12 protein-coding genes and 1 pseudogene are annotated in these 16,504 nt (G+C 39.1%); 6 read left to right on the top strand and 7 right to left on the bottom strand.

Annotated elements, in window-relative coordinates; translation table 11 throughout:
- Window positions 1-37: 37 nt before the first annotated feature.
- From WDV74_RS08615 to WDV74_RS08600, 4 genes are read right to left on the bottom strand one after another with little or no spacing between them, the layout of a single operon-like run.
- Window positions 38-1,273, bottom strand: coding sequence for an HlyD family efflux transporter periplasmic adaptor subunit (locus WDV74_RS08615; protein WP_338882277.1), 1,236 nt, complete (start codon window positions 1,271-1,273; stop codon window positions 38-40).
- Window positions 1,266-2,717 carry a TolC family protein gene (locus WDV74_RS08610; RefSeq protein WP_338882276.1) on the bottom strand — a complete coding sequence of 484 codons (1,452 nt, stop codon included), beginning with the start codon at window positions 2,715-2,717 and terminating at the stop codon, window positions 1,266-1,268. The genes WDV74_RS08615 and WDV74_RS08610 overlap by 8 nt, the downstream gene beginning before the upstream one ends.
- Window positions 2,710-3,906, bottom strand: a complete 1,197-nt coding sequence (locus tag WDV74_RS08605) for an ABC transporter permease (RefSeq protein WP_338882275.1) — start codon at window positions 3,904-3,906, stop codon at window positions 2,710-2,712. The genes WDV74_RS08610 and WDV74_RS08605 overlap by 8 nt, the downstream gene beginning before the upstream one ends.
- Entirely contained in the window at window positions 3,899-4,636 is a 738-nt protein-coding gene (locus WDV74_RS08600; RefSeq protein WP_338882274.1) for an ABC transporter ATP-binding protein, read from the bottom strand. Before WDV74_RS08600 ends, WDV74_RS08605 begins: the two co-directional genes overlap by 8 nt.
- Before the next feature lie 348 nt (window positions 4,637-4,984).
- Between WDV74_RS08600 and WDV74_RS08595 the strand changes: the two genes are divergently transcribed.
- Entirely contained in the window at window positions 4,985-5,275 is a 291-nt protein-coding gene (locus WDV74_RS08595; protein ID WP_338882273.1) for an LCI family antimicrobial peptide, read from the top strand.
- 213 nt (window positions 5,276-5,488) lie between these two features.
- Here WDV74_RS08595 and WDV74_RS08590 read toward each other — a convergent pair.
- From WDV74_RS08590 to pntA, 3 genes and pseudogenes are all read right to left on the bottom strand, one after another.
- Window positions 5,489-5,626 (bottom strand): annotated as a pseudogene (locus WDV74_RS08590) (type II toxin-antitoxin system CcdA family antitoxin); the annotation flags it as partial.
- 62 nt (window positions 5,627-5,688) lie between these two features.
- Complete coding sequence (gene pntB / locus WDV74_RS08585) at window positions 5,689-7,077, bottom strand: Re/Si-specific NAD(P)(+) transhydrogenase subunit beta (RefSeq protein WP_338885563.1); 1,389 nt, start codon at window positions 7,075-7,077, stop codon at window positions 5,689-5,691.
- 25 nt (window positions 7,078-7,102) lie between these two features.
- A complete protein-coding gene (gene pntA / locus WDV74_RS08580) occupies window positions 7,103-8,638 on the bottom strand; it encodes a Re/Si-specific NAD(P)(+) transhydrogenase subunit alpha (protein ID WP_338882272.1) in 1,536 nt (511 codons plus the stop codon).
- A 383-nt stretch (window positions 8,639-9,021) separates the two neighbouring features.
- On the opposite strand from pntA, the gene ydgH reads away from it, so the two are divergent.
- The 5 genes from ydgH to WDV74_RS08555 all read left to right on the top strand — a co-directional run bounded on the left by ydgH (window position 9,022) and on the right by WDV74_RS08555 (window position 16,490).
- Window positions 9,022-9,975: a DUF1471 family protein YdgH gene (gene ydgH / locus WDV74_RS08575; protein WP_338882270.1), complete on the top strand. Its 954-nt coding sequence runs from the start codon at window positions 9,022-9,024 to the stop codon at window positions 9,973-9,975.
- A 527-nt stretch (window positions 9,976-10,502) separates the two neighbouring features.
- The gene (locus tag WDV74_RS08570) at window positions 10,503-11,894 is read left to right on the top strand and encodes a basic amino acid/polyamine antiporter (RefSeq protein WP_338882269.1); all 1,392 of its coding nucleotides are present in this window, start codon (window positions 10,503-10,505) and stop codon (window positions 11,892-11,894) included.
- 717 nt (window positions 11,895-12,611) lie between these two features.
- Window positions 12,612-13,142, top strand: coding sequence for a fimbrial protein (locus WDV74_RS08565; RefSeq protein WP_338882267.1), 531 nt, complete (start codon window positions 12,612-12,614; stop codon window positions 13,140-13,142).
- A gap of 81 nt (window positions 13,143-13,223) precedes the next feature.
- A complete protein-coding gene (locus tag WDV74_RS08560) occupies window positions 13,224-13,910 on the top strand; it encodes a molecular chaperone (protein ID WP_338882266.1) in 687 nt (228 codons plus the stop codon).
- Between the two features lie 24 nt (window positions 13,911-13,934).
- Window positions 13,935-16,490 (top strand): fimbria/pilus outer membrane usher protein, encoded by a 2,556-nt coding sequence (locus tag WDV74_RS08555; RefSeq protein ID WP_338882265.1) that lies wholly within the window; start codon window positions 13,935-13,937, stop codon window positions 16,488-16,490.
- The last annotated feature ends 14 nt before the right edge of the window (window positions 16,491-16,504 follow it).

Below are 16,504 nucleotides of genomic sequence, written 5' to 3'. Positions count from 1 at the left end.
TATATGCCTTACCAAATAGAAAGCTGAGTGATTATTTTTAACGTGGCAGTGCAATAAATCCCTCTTCCAGGCCATGAACCTCTATTCCTTCCGGCATAGCTTCGCCAACAGTGACCTGACGAGTTACAGCCTGCTGTTTTAAATCCGGGCGCCAGTTTACGGTTAATTGTCCATTATTAGCGCGAGTTAGCGCTGCTTCGGGTACAACGATTCCCTGTTCATTGCGATAAATAACAATATTGACTTTGGCACTCATTCCAGATCTGATAGGATGACTTTGATTCATAGATGAAATCACTTTGATCACAATATCATAATAAATTGCTGATCCTGGTTTATCCGTACTCACACTTTGCATCGCAATAGTCTCAATTTCTCCATCCAGAGGATGTTGAGAAAATCCCTCTCCAGTAATTTTTACTGCCTGCCCTTCTTTAAGTTTAGCGAGATCGGTTTCTTCTACCTGCGCCAATACCTGATATTGGGTTGTGTCCATAATTTCCAGTAATGGCATACCTTCGGTCACTCTAACGCCTGTTTGAATCGTTAACAACTTTTTACTTTCTCCCTGTGTTGCCCTAAGTACGACACCCGAAAATGGCGCTTTGATTTCTTTATGTAAATATTGTTCTTGTAATGTCTGATAGCGGCTTGTTGCATTCTGAAGTTCCATCTCTGCAACACGCACGTTATTCACGCTTCCTTTTTGTCGGATGGATGCAAGATCGTCCTGTACTGAAGCAAGTTCCGTTAATTGTCGGCGAAGTTGCTGCTGGAGGTTTTCCACTTCCATTTTTGGCACGATGCCCCGTGAAAACAGAGCCTGAGTTTTGGCAAGATTGTTTTTCAGTTCCATAACCATATGGTTGGCATTTTCAACGTTTCTTCTGGCGCGGATAACTTCCTGGCTGTTTTCCCAGTCATGCAATTGGTCAACGACTGATGAGGCTTTTATCATCTCAACTTGCGCTTGCCGAAGATCAATATCAATCTTTCGGGTATCAAGCGTCACTAATGTTTGGCCAGCTTTCACCCACTGCCCTTCTTTGGCCGAAACTTGTTTGATAATCGCATCAAATGGAGCAGGTATAGTTTCAAGACGTGCAGATTGTAGATTGCCGACCAAACCAAGTTGTTTTTCTATAACGGTTTGTTTTACTTCAATCCATTGTATTGACTCCTGAGCTGGTGATTGCTTTAAGGATAAAAAGACTAAAAAACAAGCCGCCACAATAAATATGCCAGCAATGGCCCATCGATAACGTTTAATCATTGAGTGTTATCTCCCAGCTTTCCAGTGTAGTACCAAGAATTTGATCGAGTTCAGCTTGAGCATTGAGATACTGAATAAGTGTGTCCAAGCGTGCATTTTCAGCATTTCTTAGGTCAGTTTCAAAACTCAGAACCTGAAAGTTGCTGGATAGGCCAGCCTGTAATTTTTCCTGTTCAATTTCGAGTTTCTTTTGAGAAAGTGAACTGGCTTTTATCGCTAATTGATATTCCTGCCAGCGTGATTCTGTATCGCGGATTGCATTGATTATCTTTTGCTCCAGATTCGTTTTTGCCTCTTCCAAGCGTAAAGCTTGCTTCTGGACATTGACTTTCGCCTGAACTTCTGCTTGTTTCTGAGTCATATCTCCGATTGGAATATCCAATCGTATACCCACAAAATTTTCCCAGTTTCGGGTTTCAGAAGAGGATGAACGATTCTGCGATGTGCCACCAACCAATGATAAATCCCAGAGCCGGTCATTTCGTGCCTGCAATAATTGAATATCGGCTGTTTTTGCAGAAAGTAATTGAATAAGGTAGTCAGGCTGCTGGGCCTGTGCCTTGGCAATTGATTGTTCAATATTCAGATTAACATGCGTTCCTTTTAGCGTATCTGTAGCATAGATGGGAGTTTTATGGTTTAGGGCAAGTAACTTGAGTAATGCCAGCCTGGTGGAATGCACATTGTTTTCCGCCTCTTTGGCCGAAAGTTCCTGCATCGCTAAATCAGCCTGTGTTTGTATGATATCTGTCTGGGCCATTCTGCCTGCATCAATCAACTCTTTGTTAATCTCGACTAATTTCCGCATCCGCTTAAGGGAAGCGATAGATAATGATTGTTGTTCCTGAGCACGAAGTAATGCATGGTATGCAAAAATAATTTGCGTGATGGAATCGGAAATAGTCTCTTTTAAATTCAACCTATTGGTTTGTTCCTGGAGTTTAGCCAATAAGATCGGAGCATTATTAACATCGGTTCCTGCTCCTCGTAAGAGAGGCTGTACTACAGTAATACTTGCGCCATCATTATGAAAATTATTAATCCCAGATCTCGTGCTTTCACGCGTCCAGGAAAGAGTAAAACGAGTTCCCAACGGGGTGAATAGTGTGGCATTCGGTGAAAGGTTAGTTTTCTTGAAATTTGCATCCTGATTTTTACCCGCAATGTAACGCCCACTTAGCTGTAGCTTTGGTGTAAATCGATCTTCTGCTACCCGTAAATCAAATTTTTGGGCGATACGATCCAGATAAACACTACGTATTGCGTAGTTATTTCTTAAACCCAGTGATATTGCATCACTCAACGATAAGCCTATAGCCTTTTCTGAGGCTTTCCGATGCAGACTGTAATCAGGTTCTCGTTCCTGTTCAGATGCAGAGAGCACTGTTTGAGGAAAAATGAAAAACAAGGTCAGAGCGCTATAAAGAAAATATTTTTTAATCATCACGTAATGCCTGTACGGGTTCCATTTGAGAGGCTTTATGTGCGGGATAAAAACCAGAGATAAGTCCCGCCATGATTGAACTACCTATCCCTAAAGGAATAGATAAAGGGGCTAAAGAAAATGACCAGCCAGAATAAAGGACAAAAAGAAAGGCGACGATAATACCTGCCAGTGTCCCAAGAATGGCGCCGGCTAAAGTCAAGGCTGCTGCTTCATACAAAAAAAGGCGCCTGATATCTTGAGTTCTTGCTCCCAAAGCCATACGTAACCCGATCTCTTTTCGGCGGGCGGAAACGTTCATCAGCATTACATTGGAAATTGCAATACCGCCGGTGAGCAACGAAATACCCGCCAGCCCGATCAACATAAAAGAAAAGGTTTTGCTTTGTTCTGTCTGCCCTTTTAGTAATTGTTGGGCTACCCGAACATTAATATCAACTGCCGGAAATTTGCGCTTGAGCAAGGCCAATAAATCCTTCGCATCACTTTCTGTGGTTGCGGTCGTTATCGTGCGAGCAATGATGCCATTTAAATCGGTATTGGGTGAGATTTTACGCATGGCATTGATGGGCGCAATCACCACCGAATCCAGCGAAAAAGGAAAGATAGGGTTTTGCCCTTTTATAGCGAAAATACCAATGACGGTATATAAATAGTTGCCAAGCTGAATCTGTTTGCCAAGCATACGGGATGCGTCCCCTTCACCCAGGGTAACCGCGACTTCATTACCAATGACCACATAAGAAGAGTGCTGATCATAATCTGTGATAAATCGGCCATAACGAAGTCGCAATTGCATGACTTCCTCAAGTTCCGCAGAGGAGCCTATCATGGTAAATGTTTCTGTTTTCCCGTTATAGCGTCCGGGCGAAGGATAATAAATCCAAGGAGCTGCGGAAGATAACCCCGGAATAGCGGTTGTCAGATCGGCCATTGTAATTGAATCACTACCAATCCCATGATTATAGGAATTCAGATCTGCTGTAATGACATTGATATCCAGCCCGCTGAACATTTTCAACGCAGCCAATGTCGCGTTATGTCCTGTATTCACAAATGCCACAACAGAAGCGCAACCAATAGCAATACCCGATAAAGCCAGCAAAGTGCTTCTTCCAGTTGCCATTAAGTTACGCCAAGCTTCTCTCCAGATCATTAATATCGACATGCCATAGCTGCTATCATGCATGTATTGTCATCCCTCTGGTTTCATGCAACTGACCGTCAATGATGCGTAATTCACGCTGCATATGGTTCGCAACCATAGCATCATGGGTTATTACGACCAGCGTCATCGCCTTATCTGTATGAAGAGAAGAAAGTAGTAATAAAATTTCTTCTGCGGTTTGGCGATCCAGATTGCCGGTAGGTTCATCAGCCAGTAATAACGAGGGGTCTCCGACCAATGCTCTGGCGAGCGCAACGCGTTGTCGCTGTCCGCCAGATAAGTCTGCCGGATAGTGAGTAGCACGATGTGAGAGACCAACCAAATGCAATTTTTCTTTGGCAATTTTATGAGCTTGTGAGGCAGGAATACCGCGGTAAAGAAGTGGCAAAGCGACGTTCTCTATGGCTGTCATTCCGGCTAATAAATGGAAGCTTTGAAAAACAAAACCAATTTCTTTATTGCGCATTCTGGCTCTGAGATCAGTATCGGCTGTTGACATATCAACGCCGCAAAGAAAATACTCACCGGTGGTGGGTTTATCCAGCAAACCAAGGATGTTTAGTAAAGTGCTTTTACCTGAACCCGATGTTCCGACAATAGCACAACTCTGACCAGCATAAATTTGTGCCGTTATATTTTTTAGAACGGGTATTGGGTTCTCTCCACCCTGTTGATAAGCACGGGTTAACCGCTGCATATTGATAACAGGTGATATCGGTATTGTGGGATGAATCGAATTTATAGTATCCATTGTTTTTATAATATCCCCTTTTTTTAATATCTATCTTTATAAAATATTTCCACCTTAATTAATAGGTGGATAATTAGATTGCATTAGATCAATATTGTTATTATGCATTATATTGTAATTTCCAATAGTTCACTTCCATCTTGAAAAGAGTAAAAAATAATTATTGATTACAAATTATGGTAATGGGGATTATATTTCCAATCCAGAATATAAAAATATAATAAGTTTCCAAATTTTGAAATTGCAATGTCGTTAGGTGGTGATTTAGATTTAGCGTGCGTTATCAAATAATACTTTATAAGTAATATACTTAAATGGCAAATTCTAAAATATTACAGGAGAATGTTTATGTTTAAGAAATTATTGACTGTTGGGGCATTAGCCGCAAGTATTGCATTAACTGGAGGAATTGGAACTGCATTGGCAAACGTTGATATTCAGTGGGATAATTGTTATAACTCTTCTATAGAGTATAAAAATGGTCTATATACTAAATATGAATTTAAAAGAAATAGTAGTGTTTTTTCTAGGGCATATACTGATAAAGATGGAATTACATGGTATTTCAAAGGTTATAAAAAATTAGAAAACTGTGGTCAAAATGCTCATGTCGCAAAATATGAAGGTAGAAAATATTGAAAGGTAAAATTCCCCTGAAAAATTTCATTCAATGTATTAATTCAGATTAAATATGATACTGTAATTTAAAAATAGTAGAGTTACCTTTAATCAAAAAATAAAAGGTAACTCTCATTATCATGAATACAAGGTTGTTTTCTTAATCTTGATAAAGGATTTAGCAATCAAATCAGTATTGAGAGTATTATATATACAAAATAAATTTTGAAATTACAATATCTTGTCTCGTGTTGCTGATAAATTGATCCCTAAATCACGGGCTTCATCTACCACTTCAGCGGTCAGATAAACATTTGTACCACGTTTACCGGATCGTTTTCGTTCTACGGCTGAGACGCATTGTATTTTCATCTGACACAAAAAGAGCTTCGCGTTATAACGCGAAGCTCTTGAGATTTTAAGGTTGGTTTGAGTTATAAAGCCCGAAGGATGGCTTCTACACTTTCTTTCGCATCACCAAACAACATTTGTGTATTCTCTTTAAAGAATAACGGATTTTGTACTCCAGCATATCCCGTATTCATCGAACGTTTAAATACGATGACATTTTGTGCTTTCCAAACTTCTAAAATTGGCATTCCAGCAATAGGGCTTGAAGGATCTTCCTGAGCGGCTGGGTTTACGGTGTCATTAGCCCCTATAACTAAAACCGTGTCTGTTTCAGGAAAATCGTCATTAATTTCATCCATTTCTAAGACAATGTCGTAAGGAACTTTAGCCTCGGCAAGTAATACGTTCATATGACCTGGTAATCGTCCCGCAACGGGATGAATGCCAAAACGAACATTGATGCCCCTCTCTCGTAATTTGGCTGTAATGTCATGAACAGGATACTGCGCTTGAGCGACTGCCATACCGTAGCCTGGAGTAATGATGACCGAGGTGGAATTTTTCAACAGTTCAGCGACCTCTTCTGCTGTTGTTTCGCGGTACTCTCCCAACTCTTGATCATCACCTGAAGTACTACCATCTGTACCGAAACCGCCAGCAATGACACTGATAAAGGAACGGTTCATCGCTTTACACATAATATAAGAAAGGATTGCCCCCGAAGAACCTACTAAAGCACCTGTAACTATCAGTAAGTCATTACTTAGCATGAAACCGGCGGCGGCGGCTGCCCAGCCTGAATATGAGTTCAGCATGGAAATAACGACTGGCATATCTGCCCCACCAATCGAGGCGACTAAATGCCAGCCAAAAGCGAGTGCGATAACTGTCATCACCAGTAAAGTGAAAACTTGCAAGCCAATACTTCCTGTTTTAATAAAGATGAGCATTAAGATAAAAGATACAATCAATGCGCCCAAATTAAGTTTGTGCCGATGTGGCAACATCAATGGCTTGGAAGAGATTTTTCCGCGTAATTTACCGAATGCGACAACTGAGCCAGTAAAGGTTACAGCACCAATAAATACCCCAAGAAAAACTTCTGTCAGATGAATGTTTTCCATAATGGAGCTGGTAAAATTATTATGGGTGATAAAACTGTTGAACCCAACCAGAACCGCCGCCAATCCGACAAAACTGTGCAGGATAGCTACCAATTCTGGCATTTCGGTCATCTCCACTTTTTTTGCGAGACGAATACCAATAACTGCACCGATAACCATCGCTAAAATAATCCAGCCAATTTTACCAGTATCAGGTCCTAATATTGTGGCAACCAGCGCAATGGCCATACCAACGATACCAAAAATGTTACCGCGTCTAGAGCTTTCGTGACGGGAAAGTCCGGCAAGACTGAAAATAAACAAAATGGCGGCAACAATATAGGCTGCTGTAACTATTCCATTTGATATTACTCCGCTTGACATAAGTTACCCCCTATCCTTTACGAAACATTTTCAGCATACGTTGAGTGACAGTAAAGCCACCAAAAATATTGATGCTGGCAATTAACACAGCAATGAATGAGAAGAAACTTACCCATCCTCCTTCTCCAATTTGCAATACGGCTCCAACTACAATAATCCCGGAAATGGCGTTGGTAACAGACATTAATGGCGTATGTAATGAGTGACTGACATTCCAGACAACGTAATAACCCACCACACAAGACAAGGCAAAAACAGTAAAATGAGATAAAAATTCTTTTGGCGCAACGTGTGCTATCCAGCCATACAGAATTATCGCTAGTACGAGCGTTCCATACTTCAGCCACGGAGATTTAGGTTTTTCTGCTGGTTTCCCCTCTTTTTTTACTGACGTCGGTTTGGCAACTGTAGGTTGTGCCGAAACTTGGATAGGCGGGGATGGCCATGTGATTTCACCTTCTTTAATGACAGTGACACTACGTATAACGACATCATCAAAATCAATGGTGATTTCTCCATTTTTTTCTTTGCACAATAGTTTCAGTAAATTGACCAGGTTTGATCCATAAAGTTGTGATGCTTGCGTCGGCAATCGGCTGGGCAAATCTGTATAGCCGATAATTTTCACCCCATTTGTGGTCACGACAAGATTATTGGCTTCCGTATATTCACAGTTACCCCCATTTTGGGCAGCCAGATCGACAATTACGCTGCCAGGTTTCATGGAATCAACCATTTCTTTCGTGATAAGTCGTGGTGCCGGTTTCCCCGGAATTAATGCAGTTGTAACGATAATGTCGACTTCTTTTGCTTGTGCAGCAAACAGTTCCATTTCTGCTTTGATAAAAGCGTCTGACATCACTTTTGCATAACCATCACCACTGCCCGCTTCTTCTTTGACATTTAATTCTAAGAATTCAGCCCCCATGCTTTGAACTTGCTCCTTAACTTCTGGGCGTGTATCAAAAGCACGGACAATTGCACCAAGGCTACCGGCAGCACCAATTGCAGCCAATCCTGCAACACCTGCTCCAATAATCATGACCTTAGCTGGTGGTATTTTGCCTGCCGCTGTAATTTGCCCTGTGAAAAAACGGCCAAATTCATGGGCAGATTCGACAATAGCGCGATAACCCGCAATATTTGCCATTGAGCTGAGGGCATCTAAAGATTGAGCACGAGAAATTCGCGGAACTGCGTCCATAGCAAAAACAGTGATCTTACGTGCCGCTAGTTTTGCCATTAATGACGGATTTTGCGCTGGCCAAATAAAACTAATCAACGTAGCACCTTCTTTCATTAAGGCAATTTCATCCTCTTCAGGGGCGTTTACTTTTAAAATAATGTCTGATTGCCAAACTTGGTGGATTTCTGCTATATCAGCCCCTGCTTTTTGATAAGCAACATCACCAAAACTAGCAAGTTGCCCTGCTTTTGTCTCAACTGTGACGTCAAACCCCAATTTCTGCAATTGCTCCACGGTTGATGGGGTGGCAGCAACGCGCGATTCATTGGAAAGTCGCTCTTTTGGTACACCAATACGCATAATGTATCCTTATCTAATGAAATATTGCTGATTATTACCTCTTTGGAACCTATTTAACGATTAGATTAACTTTATTGCTGCTATCAACAAGACCTATCAATAGAATACCAAATAGTAACTTAAAGAAAATAATGTCAACGAATTATCATAAAATGAGAGAAACAAAATGACCTTTTAATGTAAATAATTATTTATCTTGTATAAATTACTATATTTATTAAAATTCTTAGCATCTTATACTAAGGGCTAGCAAACGTTTCTTTAGTAGGCATAATTTCTTGCGGTAATCAGCATTATTACATGTAATAATTACGACCTATGTGATATATAACAATGTTCAGCACGTTATAAATATTTTAATGCGCAAGGCGAAAGGATTTTTTATGAAGCTGAAGACAACGATCATCGCTACTGCGATGTTTTCACTAACCACGATAACCGCTGCACATGCAGCTAAAGAATTAACACCAGAACAGGCGGCAGAGCTTAAACCTTTTGAGCGAATTTCAGTTACTGGCCGCTTTAATGCAATTTATGAAGCAGCGGATGCAGTTTCCCGTCAGGCAGATAAAAAAGGGGCTGCCAGTTTTTACATTCAGAGTCTCGATGATCTTAATGGAAGTGGTAATTTACGTGTTGTCGCCGATTTATACCACAAAGATGCGGAAAAAGCAGATAAAACGCCTCACTATCGTATCTATCGTGGCATCAAAGAGTTACCTAAAACTGAAGCTATTACTTTAGAGCCTTTCGATACTGTAACTGTTAATGGTTATTTCCCGACTGATCCTGATCTGAAAGAAGCCATCGCCAAAGCAGCTAAAAAGAAAGATGCTGTGTCTTTCTATATTGTCCGTGATATTTCACCAAATAATGGTGGAAACCAAATAGTCACAGCATATGTTTATAAAGAAGATGCGCCAAAACGTAAGGTTCAGTCTAGTGAAGCTGTGATCCCAGCCGATTCTGAAGCGGGGCGCCAGGCTCTGGCAAAAGGTGGGGAAGAATCCAGAAAAGTTGAAATTCCAGGTGTTGCTTCTTCAACTTCAACAAGCAGTATAGTCGGGCGTTTTTTTGAAACTCAGTCATCAAAAGGTGGTCGTTACACCGTTACTCTACCTGATGGCACTAAAATTCAAGAGCTGAATAAAGCATCAGCGGCTCAAATGGTTCCATTCGATTCTATTACCTTTTATGGTTATTATACTACCGCACCGGAGGTTTCTTATCAGGTTGCCAAGCGTGCGGCAGAAAAAGGGGCAAAATACTACCATATTACTAGAGAATGGCAATCTAATGGTGGTAATGTCACCATCAGTGCAGATTTATTCAAATAATCATATTATTATCGTTCAGCAAGCGATAAAAAAGGCACAAAGAAAATTTGTGCTTTTTTTATCTTATCTATTTGATATTACATCATTTATAGATAAAAAATTCACTAACATTAAAATACAGAAAGATTTGTAAACTACCCTATTTATCCTTCATTTTCATCAATACCCCTCATATAAATGTTTATTGCTTGTTTTAATATTGTAAAATTTACAGCCAATATTATCCAATATGCTTATCTTGTAAGCACTTCCATGTTGATTAAGGTAATAACATGCATTAAAAAATTATCTGTAATCTGTTTTCTTATTCCTACCCATGATTTTGTGCATAAAATTTATGTTTTTTTGCATAGTCAACCATTGCATCCAACTCTTTCACTCCGTAGAATCGCCCTGCTTTTAGATTTATCTACTGAATTTGTTCTGCAATTCATAGCATGGATGCAATAAATGTCCAATATGTGTTCGATATTCAGGACAAGTATTCTACCCAGTCGTGTCGATTATATTATTTTTAGGAATTATCTTTGGAAAAGAATTTAGGCCTTACGTCTCTGACTGCACTGGTACTCAGTTCTATGGTCGGTGCCGGCGTATTCAGTTTGCCGCAAAACATGGCACAAGTAGGCAGTCCTGCTGCATTAATGATTGGTTGGGGAATAACAGGCATAGGTATTCTCTTTTTAGCCACTTCCTTACTTTTACTCTCACGACTTCGTCCTGATTTGGATAGCGGGATTTTCACTTACGCAAGAGAAGGTTTTGGTGAGTTAGTTGGATTCTGTTCTGCATGGGGATATTGGTTCTGTGCCATTATTGCCAATGTTTCTTACTTAGTTATTGTTTTTGCCGCATTAAGTTTTTTCACTGATACCGAACACTCAGTAATTTTTGGCGATGGCAATACCTGGCAATCGTTAATCGGTGAGTCTATTTTACTTTGGTTTGTTCACTGGTTGGTATTGCGTGGTGTCCAAACGGCTGCGGGAGTTAACCTGTTGGCGACAATGGCAAAATTATTACCATTAACGCTATTTATTATCTTAGCTGTTATCGCTTTCAAAATGGACGTATTTTCTTTTGATTTCAGCGGCATTGAGATGGGCGTTCCTGTTTGGCAGCAAGTTAAAGACACGATGCTAATCACACTATGGGTTTTCATTGGTGTTGAAGGTGCTGTTGTTGTTTCCGCCAGAGCTAAAAAGCGTAAAGATATTGGTATCGCAACTATACTGGCTGTTATTTCAGCATTAGGGGTATATGTGTTGACTACTTTGCTTTCACTAGGGTTGGTCACCAGACCAGAGTTAGCGGATATGCGTAATCCTTCTATGGCCACTTTGATGGTTAAGCTAATAGGCTCTGCGGGTGAAATCGTGATTGTTGCTGGCTTGATCATCTCTGTTTGTGGGGCTTATTTGAGCTGGACAATTATGGCAGCAGAAGTACCGTTTATCGCTTCCTTACACGACTCATTCCCTAAAGTATTCAAAAAACAAAATAGCAAGAAAGCTCCTGAATCATCACTTTGGATCACAAATGGTGCCGTTCAACTTTCTTTGGTTTTAATTTGGCTAAGCGGCAGTAATTACAACACATTACTCTCTATTGCTTCTGAAATGATCCTTGTCCCCTACTTTCTTGTCGGGGCATTTTTAGTGAAAGTTTCCTTTCAACGTAGTAGCCGTGCTTTACTCTTTATTGCTCTGGGTTCTTGTACTTATGGGTTATGGTTGCTTTATGCTTCGGGGCTAATGAACCTCTTACTTTCAGTAGTACTATACGCTCCTGGATTACTGGTTTTTCTATATGCACGCAGACAAAATCAAGAAAGAGTACCGTTAACTGTTATAGAAAAAACAACCATTTTGGTTCTGTTTCTGGTAACAATTCCATCTATATGGCATTTAATGCATTAGTATTGAAATAGTTTTAGGGGGGGGATTTATTTTCTCCCTTTTTTTATTTTTCAAAAAGTATGTTGTAACTAATGAAATAAGAACCAGGTTACATTGCAGCCAAATCATAACCATTACTTATGTTTCTACATCAATATATTTTTAAAATAAATGGGATTTAAGCTGTAACAAGGTATTTATTATAAATAATTAGTCAATAAAAAGTTAATTTTAAGTAGATATAAGTTATTTCCATTTAGCCCAAGTATAGATTTAATCTCTTAATTAATTAAAATAATTAGATTTAAAAATCTAAAAACAAAATATGTGTTACAAATAAATAATAAGCTCTTAATAATTTATCTAAAGTTTTAACAAAAGGTTAAAATTAAGATATATTCTGTATACAGAGTACTATCAATTAATAATTAATCTTATAAGACAGAATAAAAATTCATTGATGTTCAGAAAAAAATCCATGTTATGCATAACAATTCTATTAATTTTTTCTTAATAGCAAAAAACTTCAAATTATGAGATTAGTCAAGTTATTATTTTGATCTTTGTTAATTACTCGCTACTATATTTTTATCTCATCGGTTGATGAGAGAATATGAGTCGTTAATTTTTAGAAGTAAATCTAGTAATCCGTGGCCGTATTTATGTACGGAATTAACATTAACCTAATAATCTGTTTCTCTGTCGAGTAAATTCGTCAGAGGTAGGATGTATTAAAACATGAAAGCCAAGCTAATTATTTCATCTTTATTTGTTTCATCTGTACTTATGTCCGCAGCTCATGCTGCTGACGGGCAAATTAAATTTACTGGAAAAATTACCGCCACTGCGTGTAAAGTCGATTCAAATTCGGCTAATCAAACCGTAAATATGGGAACTATCAGCTCAAACTCATTTTCTGGAGCTTATAGTACTTCTGCCCCTACCCGTTTTAGTATTAAATTGACCGACTGCCCACAAAATTACCAACACGCACAGGTCAAATTTGACGGCCAGTCAGACAGAGCTAGTAGCCGATTTTTAGCGTTAACTGGTAATGGAGGAGAGAATCCAGCTCAAGGTGTCGCAATTGCACTTTATGAAGATGATAGTAATACCATGATCAATCTGGCAGAAAATTCACGTCCTCAGTATTTCTCGCAAAGAAAAACCGAAGAATTGAGATTCGTTGCCAAATACATTGCAACAGCTAAAACTGTGACTCCAGGTGCGGGTGACGCAGTAGCTAATTTCACTATTATCTATAACTAACTTACCTATAAGAAAAGGAAGTTATGGCAGGGAAGCCAAAACAATATCACTCTGGTCTAAATATTGTTTGGAGCAATCACTTTGAAATACTTTCGCATTTTAATTTTTATTCTCATCTACATTTTCAATACGAATATCTCTTTTGCTGGCGTCGTCATTGGCGGCACACGTGTTGTTTATATTAGTGACCAGAAAGAAGCCTCTATTTCTATTAATAATCCAGAAACTGATATCTCTTATCTCATTCAATCGTGGGTTGAAAGTGAGAATGATAAAACCAAAACGCCTTTTATTATTACCCCCCCTCTTTTTAAATTAACAGCCGAGAATGAGAATGTTTTACGAATTGTTAAAATTGGCAATGATTTACCTGATGACAAAGAGTCTTTGTTTTGGCTCAATATTAAATCTATTCCTGCTACAACAAAATCAGAACAAAATCAATTGCAAATCACGGTAAAATCTCGGTTTAAGCTATTCTATCGCCCTGCCAACTTATCTGACAATGCCGGTATTGCTTATAAGACCCTGAAGTTTAAAACCAATGGGCACAAACTCATTGCAGAAAACCCAACGCCCTACTATATCTCTTTTTCTGAGTTAGCTACCGGCAACAATGTAGAAAATTACAAGATTAAATCTGCAGGAATGATCCCACCTTTTCAACAATTGAGTTGGGATATTCCTATAAAAAATATTAATCACGTAACTTGGAAAACGATTAATGACTTTGGTGGTGTAACGTCAGAAGAAAGACGCAAGTTGTAATTAAAAAACTATTAGAAATTTATTATGGATAACTATCGTCATTATCTTCAACAAAATAGTCCTGATAATTGGACGTTGCTTATCAAGCTAAGCTTGCATTGTCTATATTGTAAAGTGCCTCTTTGTGCATTGTTAACCATATCCCTTTGGATGTATAACAATAAAACTTACGCTGAAGAGTATTTCAACATCAATGCGTTAGAAATTCATTCAGGTTTTGAAGATATTGATCTATCTATCTTTACCCAAGATGATCAACAACCTCCCGGTCGCTATTGGGTAGATATCTACCTTAATCGGGAAAAGGTGGATACAGGGAATGTCGATTTTATTATCCTCAATAACAAGCTATCTCCCAAAATTAAGATACAACAACTCAAGGATATTGGGGTAAATATTGACTCATTCCCCGTACTACTTACTTTGCCGGAAGAAACTGAACTTTCTGATCTTGGACAATATATTCCATCCGCATCGACGTCTTTCGATTTCAAACACCAACGTCTGGATATCAGTATTCCCCAAGCAGCTTTGAAAAATCAGGCAAGAGACTATGTGCTACCTCATTTATGGGATCAGGGACTCACGTCCCTGTTGGTCAACTATAGCTATAGTGGCTCGATGACTTGGCAGGATGAGCAAGCAGGTTCAACGAAAAACCATTTTCTCAATCTTAGAACGGGCATTAATTGGGATGCGTGGCGTTTGCGTAACTATTCAACTTACAGTAGTCAAAATAGAAAATGGCAGAATATCAATATATATCTTCAGCGAGATATTCATGCATTGAAAAGCCAATTAATATTTGGAGACAGTTATACTCCCTCACTTATCTTTGATAGCGTTCAGTTTCGTGGTATGCAATTGTCTTCCGATGATAATATGTTGCCCGATAGTCTAAAAGGATTTGCACCAATAATTAGAGGGATCGCCCAAAGTAATGCCCAAGTCACCATCAAACAAAATGGTTACATTATCTATGAATCTTACGTTTCTCCTGGGCCTTTTGTCATCAATGATCTTTATCCAACAACTTCAACCGGGGATATAGAAGTTATTGTCAAAGAAGCTAATGGGAAAGAACACCGTTCTGTGCAGAGTTTTTCCACTGTACCGATTATGTTACGAGAAAATAGCCTACGACATTCGCTAACCTTGGGAAAATACCAATCTAATTCACACTATGGAAAAGAACCCTACTTTATGCAAGGTACGGTAATTTATGGTATTTCTAATCGTGTCACTGCCTATGGTGGAACTACAATCGCCAAAGATTATCAATCATTAGCTTTAGGGACAGGTTATAGCCTTTTCGACTGGGGTTCCCTTTCTTTTGATGTAACTTATGCTAAAACCAGTTTAATGTCGAATTCCAGTCATTATGGTCAATCTTATCGTTTCCAATATGCTAAAGATCTCTCTCAGACAGGCACTAACCTCACTCTTGCAGGTTATCGTTATTCGACACAAAATTTTTACGATTTTAAAGAAGCAAATGAATTGAATACTGCAATAGATGGAAGGAGCAGCAATAAACGCAGTAAATTACAATTACATATTAATCAATCCCTTAGTGATTGGGGAACCCTTTATTTATCTGCTTTTCAACAAGATTACTGGTATCAAAAAGGCTACGAAAGAAATATCAGTGCGGGTTATAACACAAGTTACAATTCAATCAATTATAGTTTGAATTATTCTCATAGCTCTTTCCCCGGTTCAAATCGCAGTGAACAAATCGTTTCATTCAGTGTGCAAGTTCCCTTTGACCGTTGGCTGAAAAATAGTTGGGTAAGCTATAGCATGACTAGCAACAAAAGCAGTGATACATCTCACCAAGTCAGCTTAAATGGTACAGCTTTTGAAGATAGCAATCTGATTTATAGCATTCAGCAAAATTATACTGACCGTAATCAAAGCGTTGGCGGAAATATCAGCGCAGAATATAAAGGAACATATGGCCAGGTCAACGTTGGTTACAATTACGACAAATACGCCAAACAACTTACTTATGGTTTAAATGGTGGGATTGTCGCACATCCTTATGGTATCACCCTTTCCCAGCCTTTGGGGGATACACCGGTATTAGTACGCGCCAATGGTGCTTCAGCAATCAAAGTGCAAAACCATGCTGGTATCAAAACTGACTGGAAAGGCTATGCCATTGTGCCTTATGCCAGTAGCTATCGGAAAAATCGCATTGCCTTGGATACACATTCAATGGGTAATAACGTTGATATTGATATCAATACGCAAACTATTATTCCAACCCAAGGCTCACTGACACTGGCTAATTTCCAGACTCGTATTGGTTATCGCGCTTTACTGATACTTTCTCATCAAGGCAAAGAGATCCCATTTGGTGCAACTGTGACACTGGAAAAACAGCATGATATTGATGCTTCCAACAGTGCAATTGTCAGTAATAATGGGCAAGTTTATCTCAGTGGTATTCCTAAATTTGGTCGGATATGGGTTAAATGGGGATATAAAGAAATACAAGAGTGTTATGCCAACTATCGACTCTCTGATGAAGAACCTGCTTCAGGTTTGTATATGGTTGAAGCTTCTTGCGAATAATCTCTTGCAAATGG

The organism is Xenorhabdus sp. TH1 (assembly GCF_037260955.1).
Lineage (GTDB): Bacteria > Pseudomonadota > Gammaproteobacteria > Enterobacterales > Enterobacteriaceae > Xenorhabdus > Xenorhabdus griffiniae.
The sequence above is the reverse complement of the archived record's forward strand: the minus strand, read 5'-3'. Positions and strand labels throughout refer to the sequence as shown.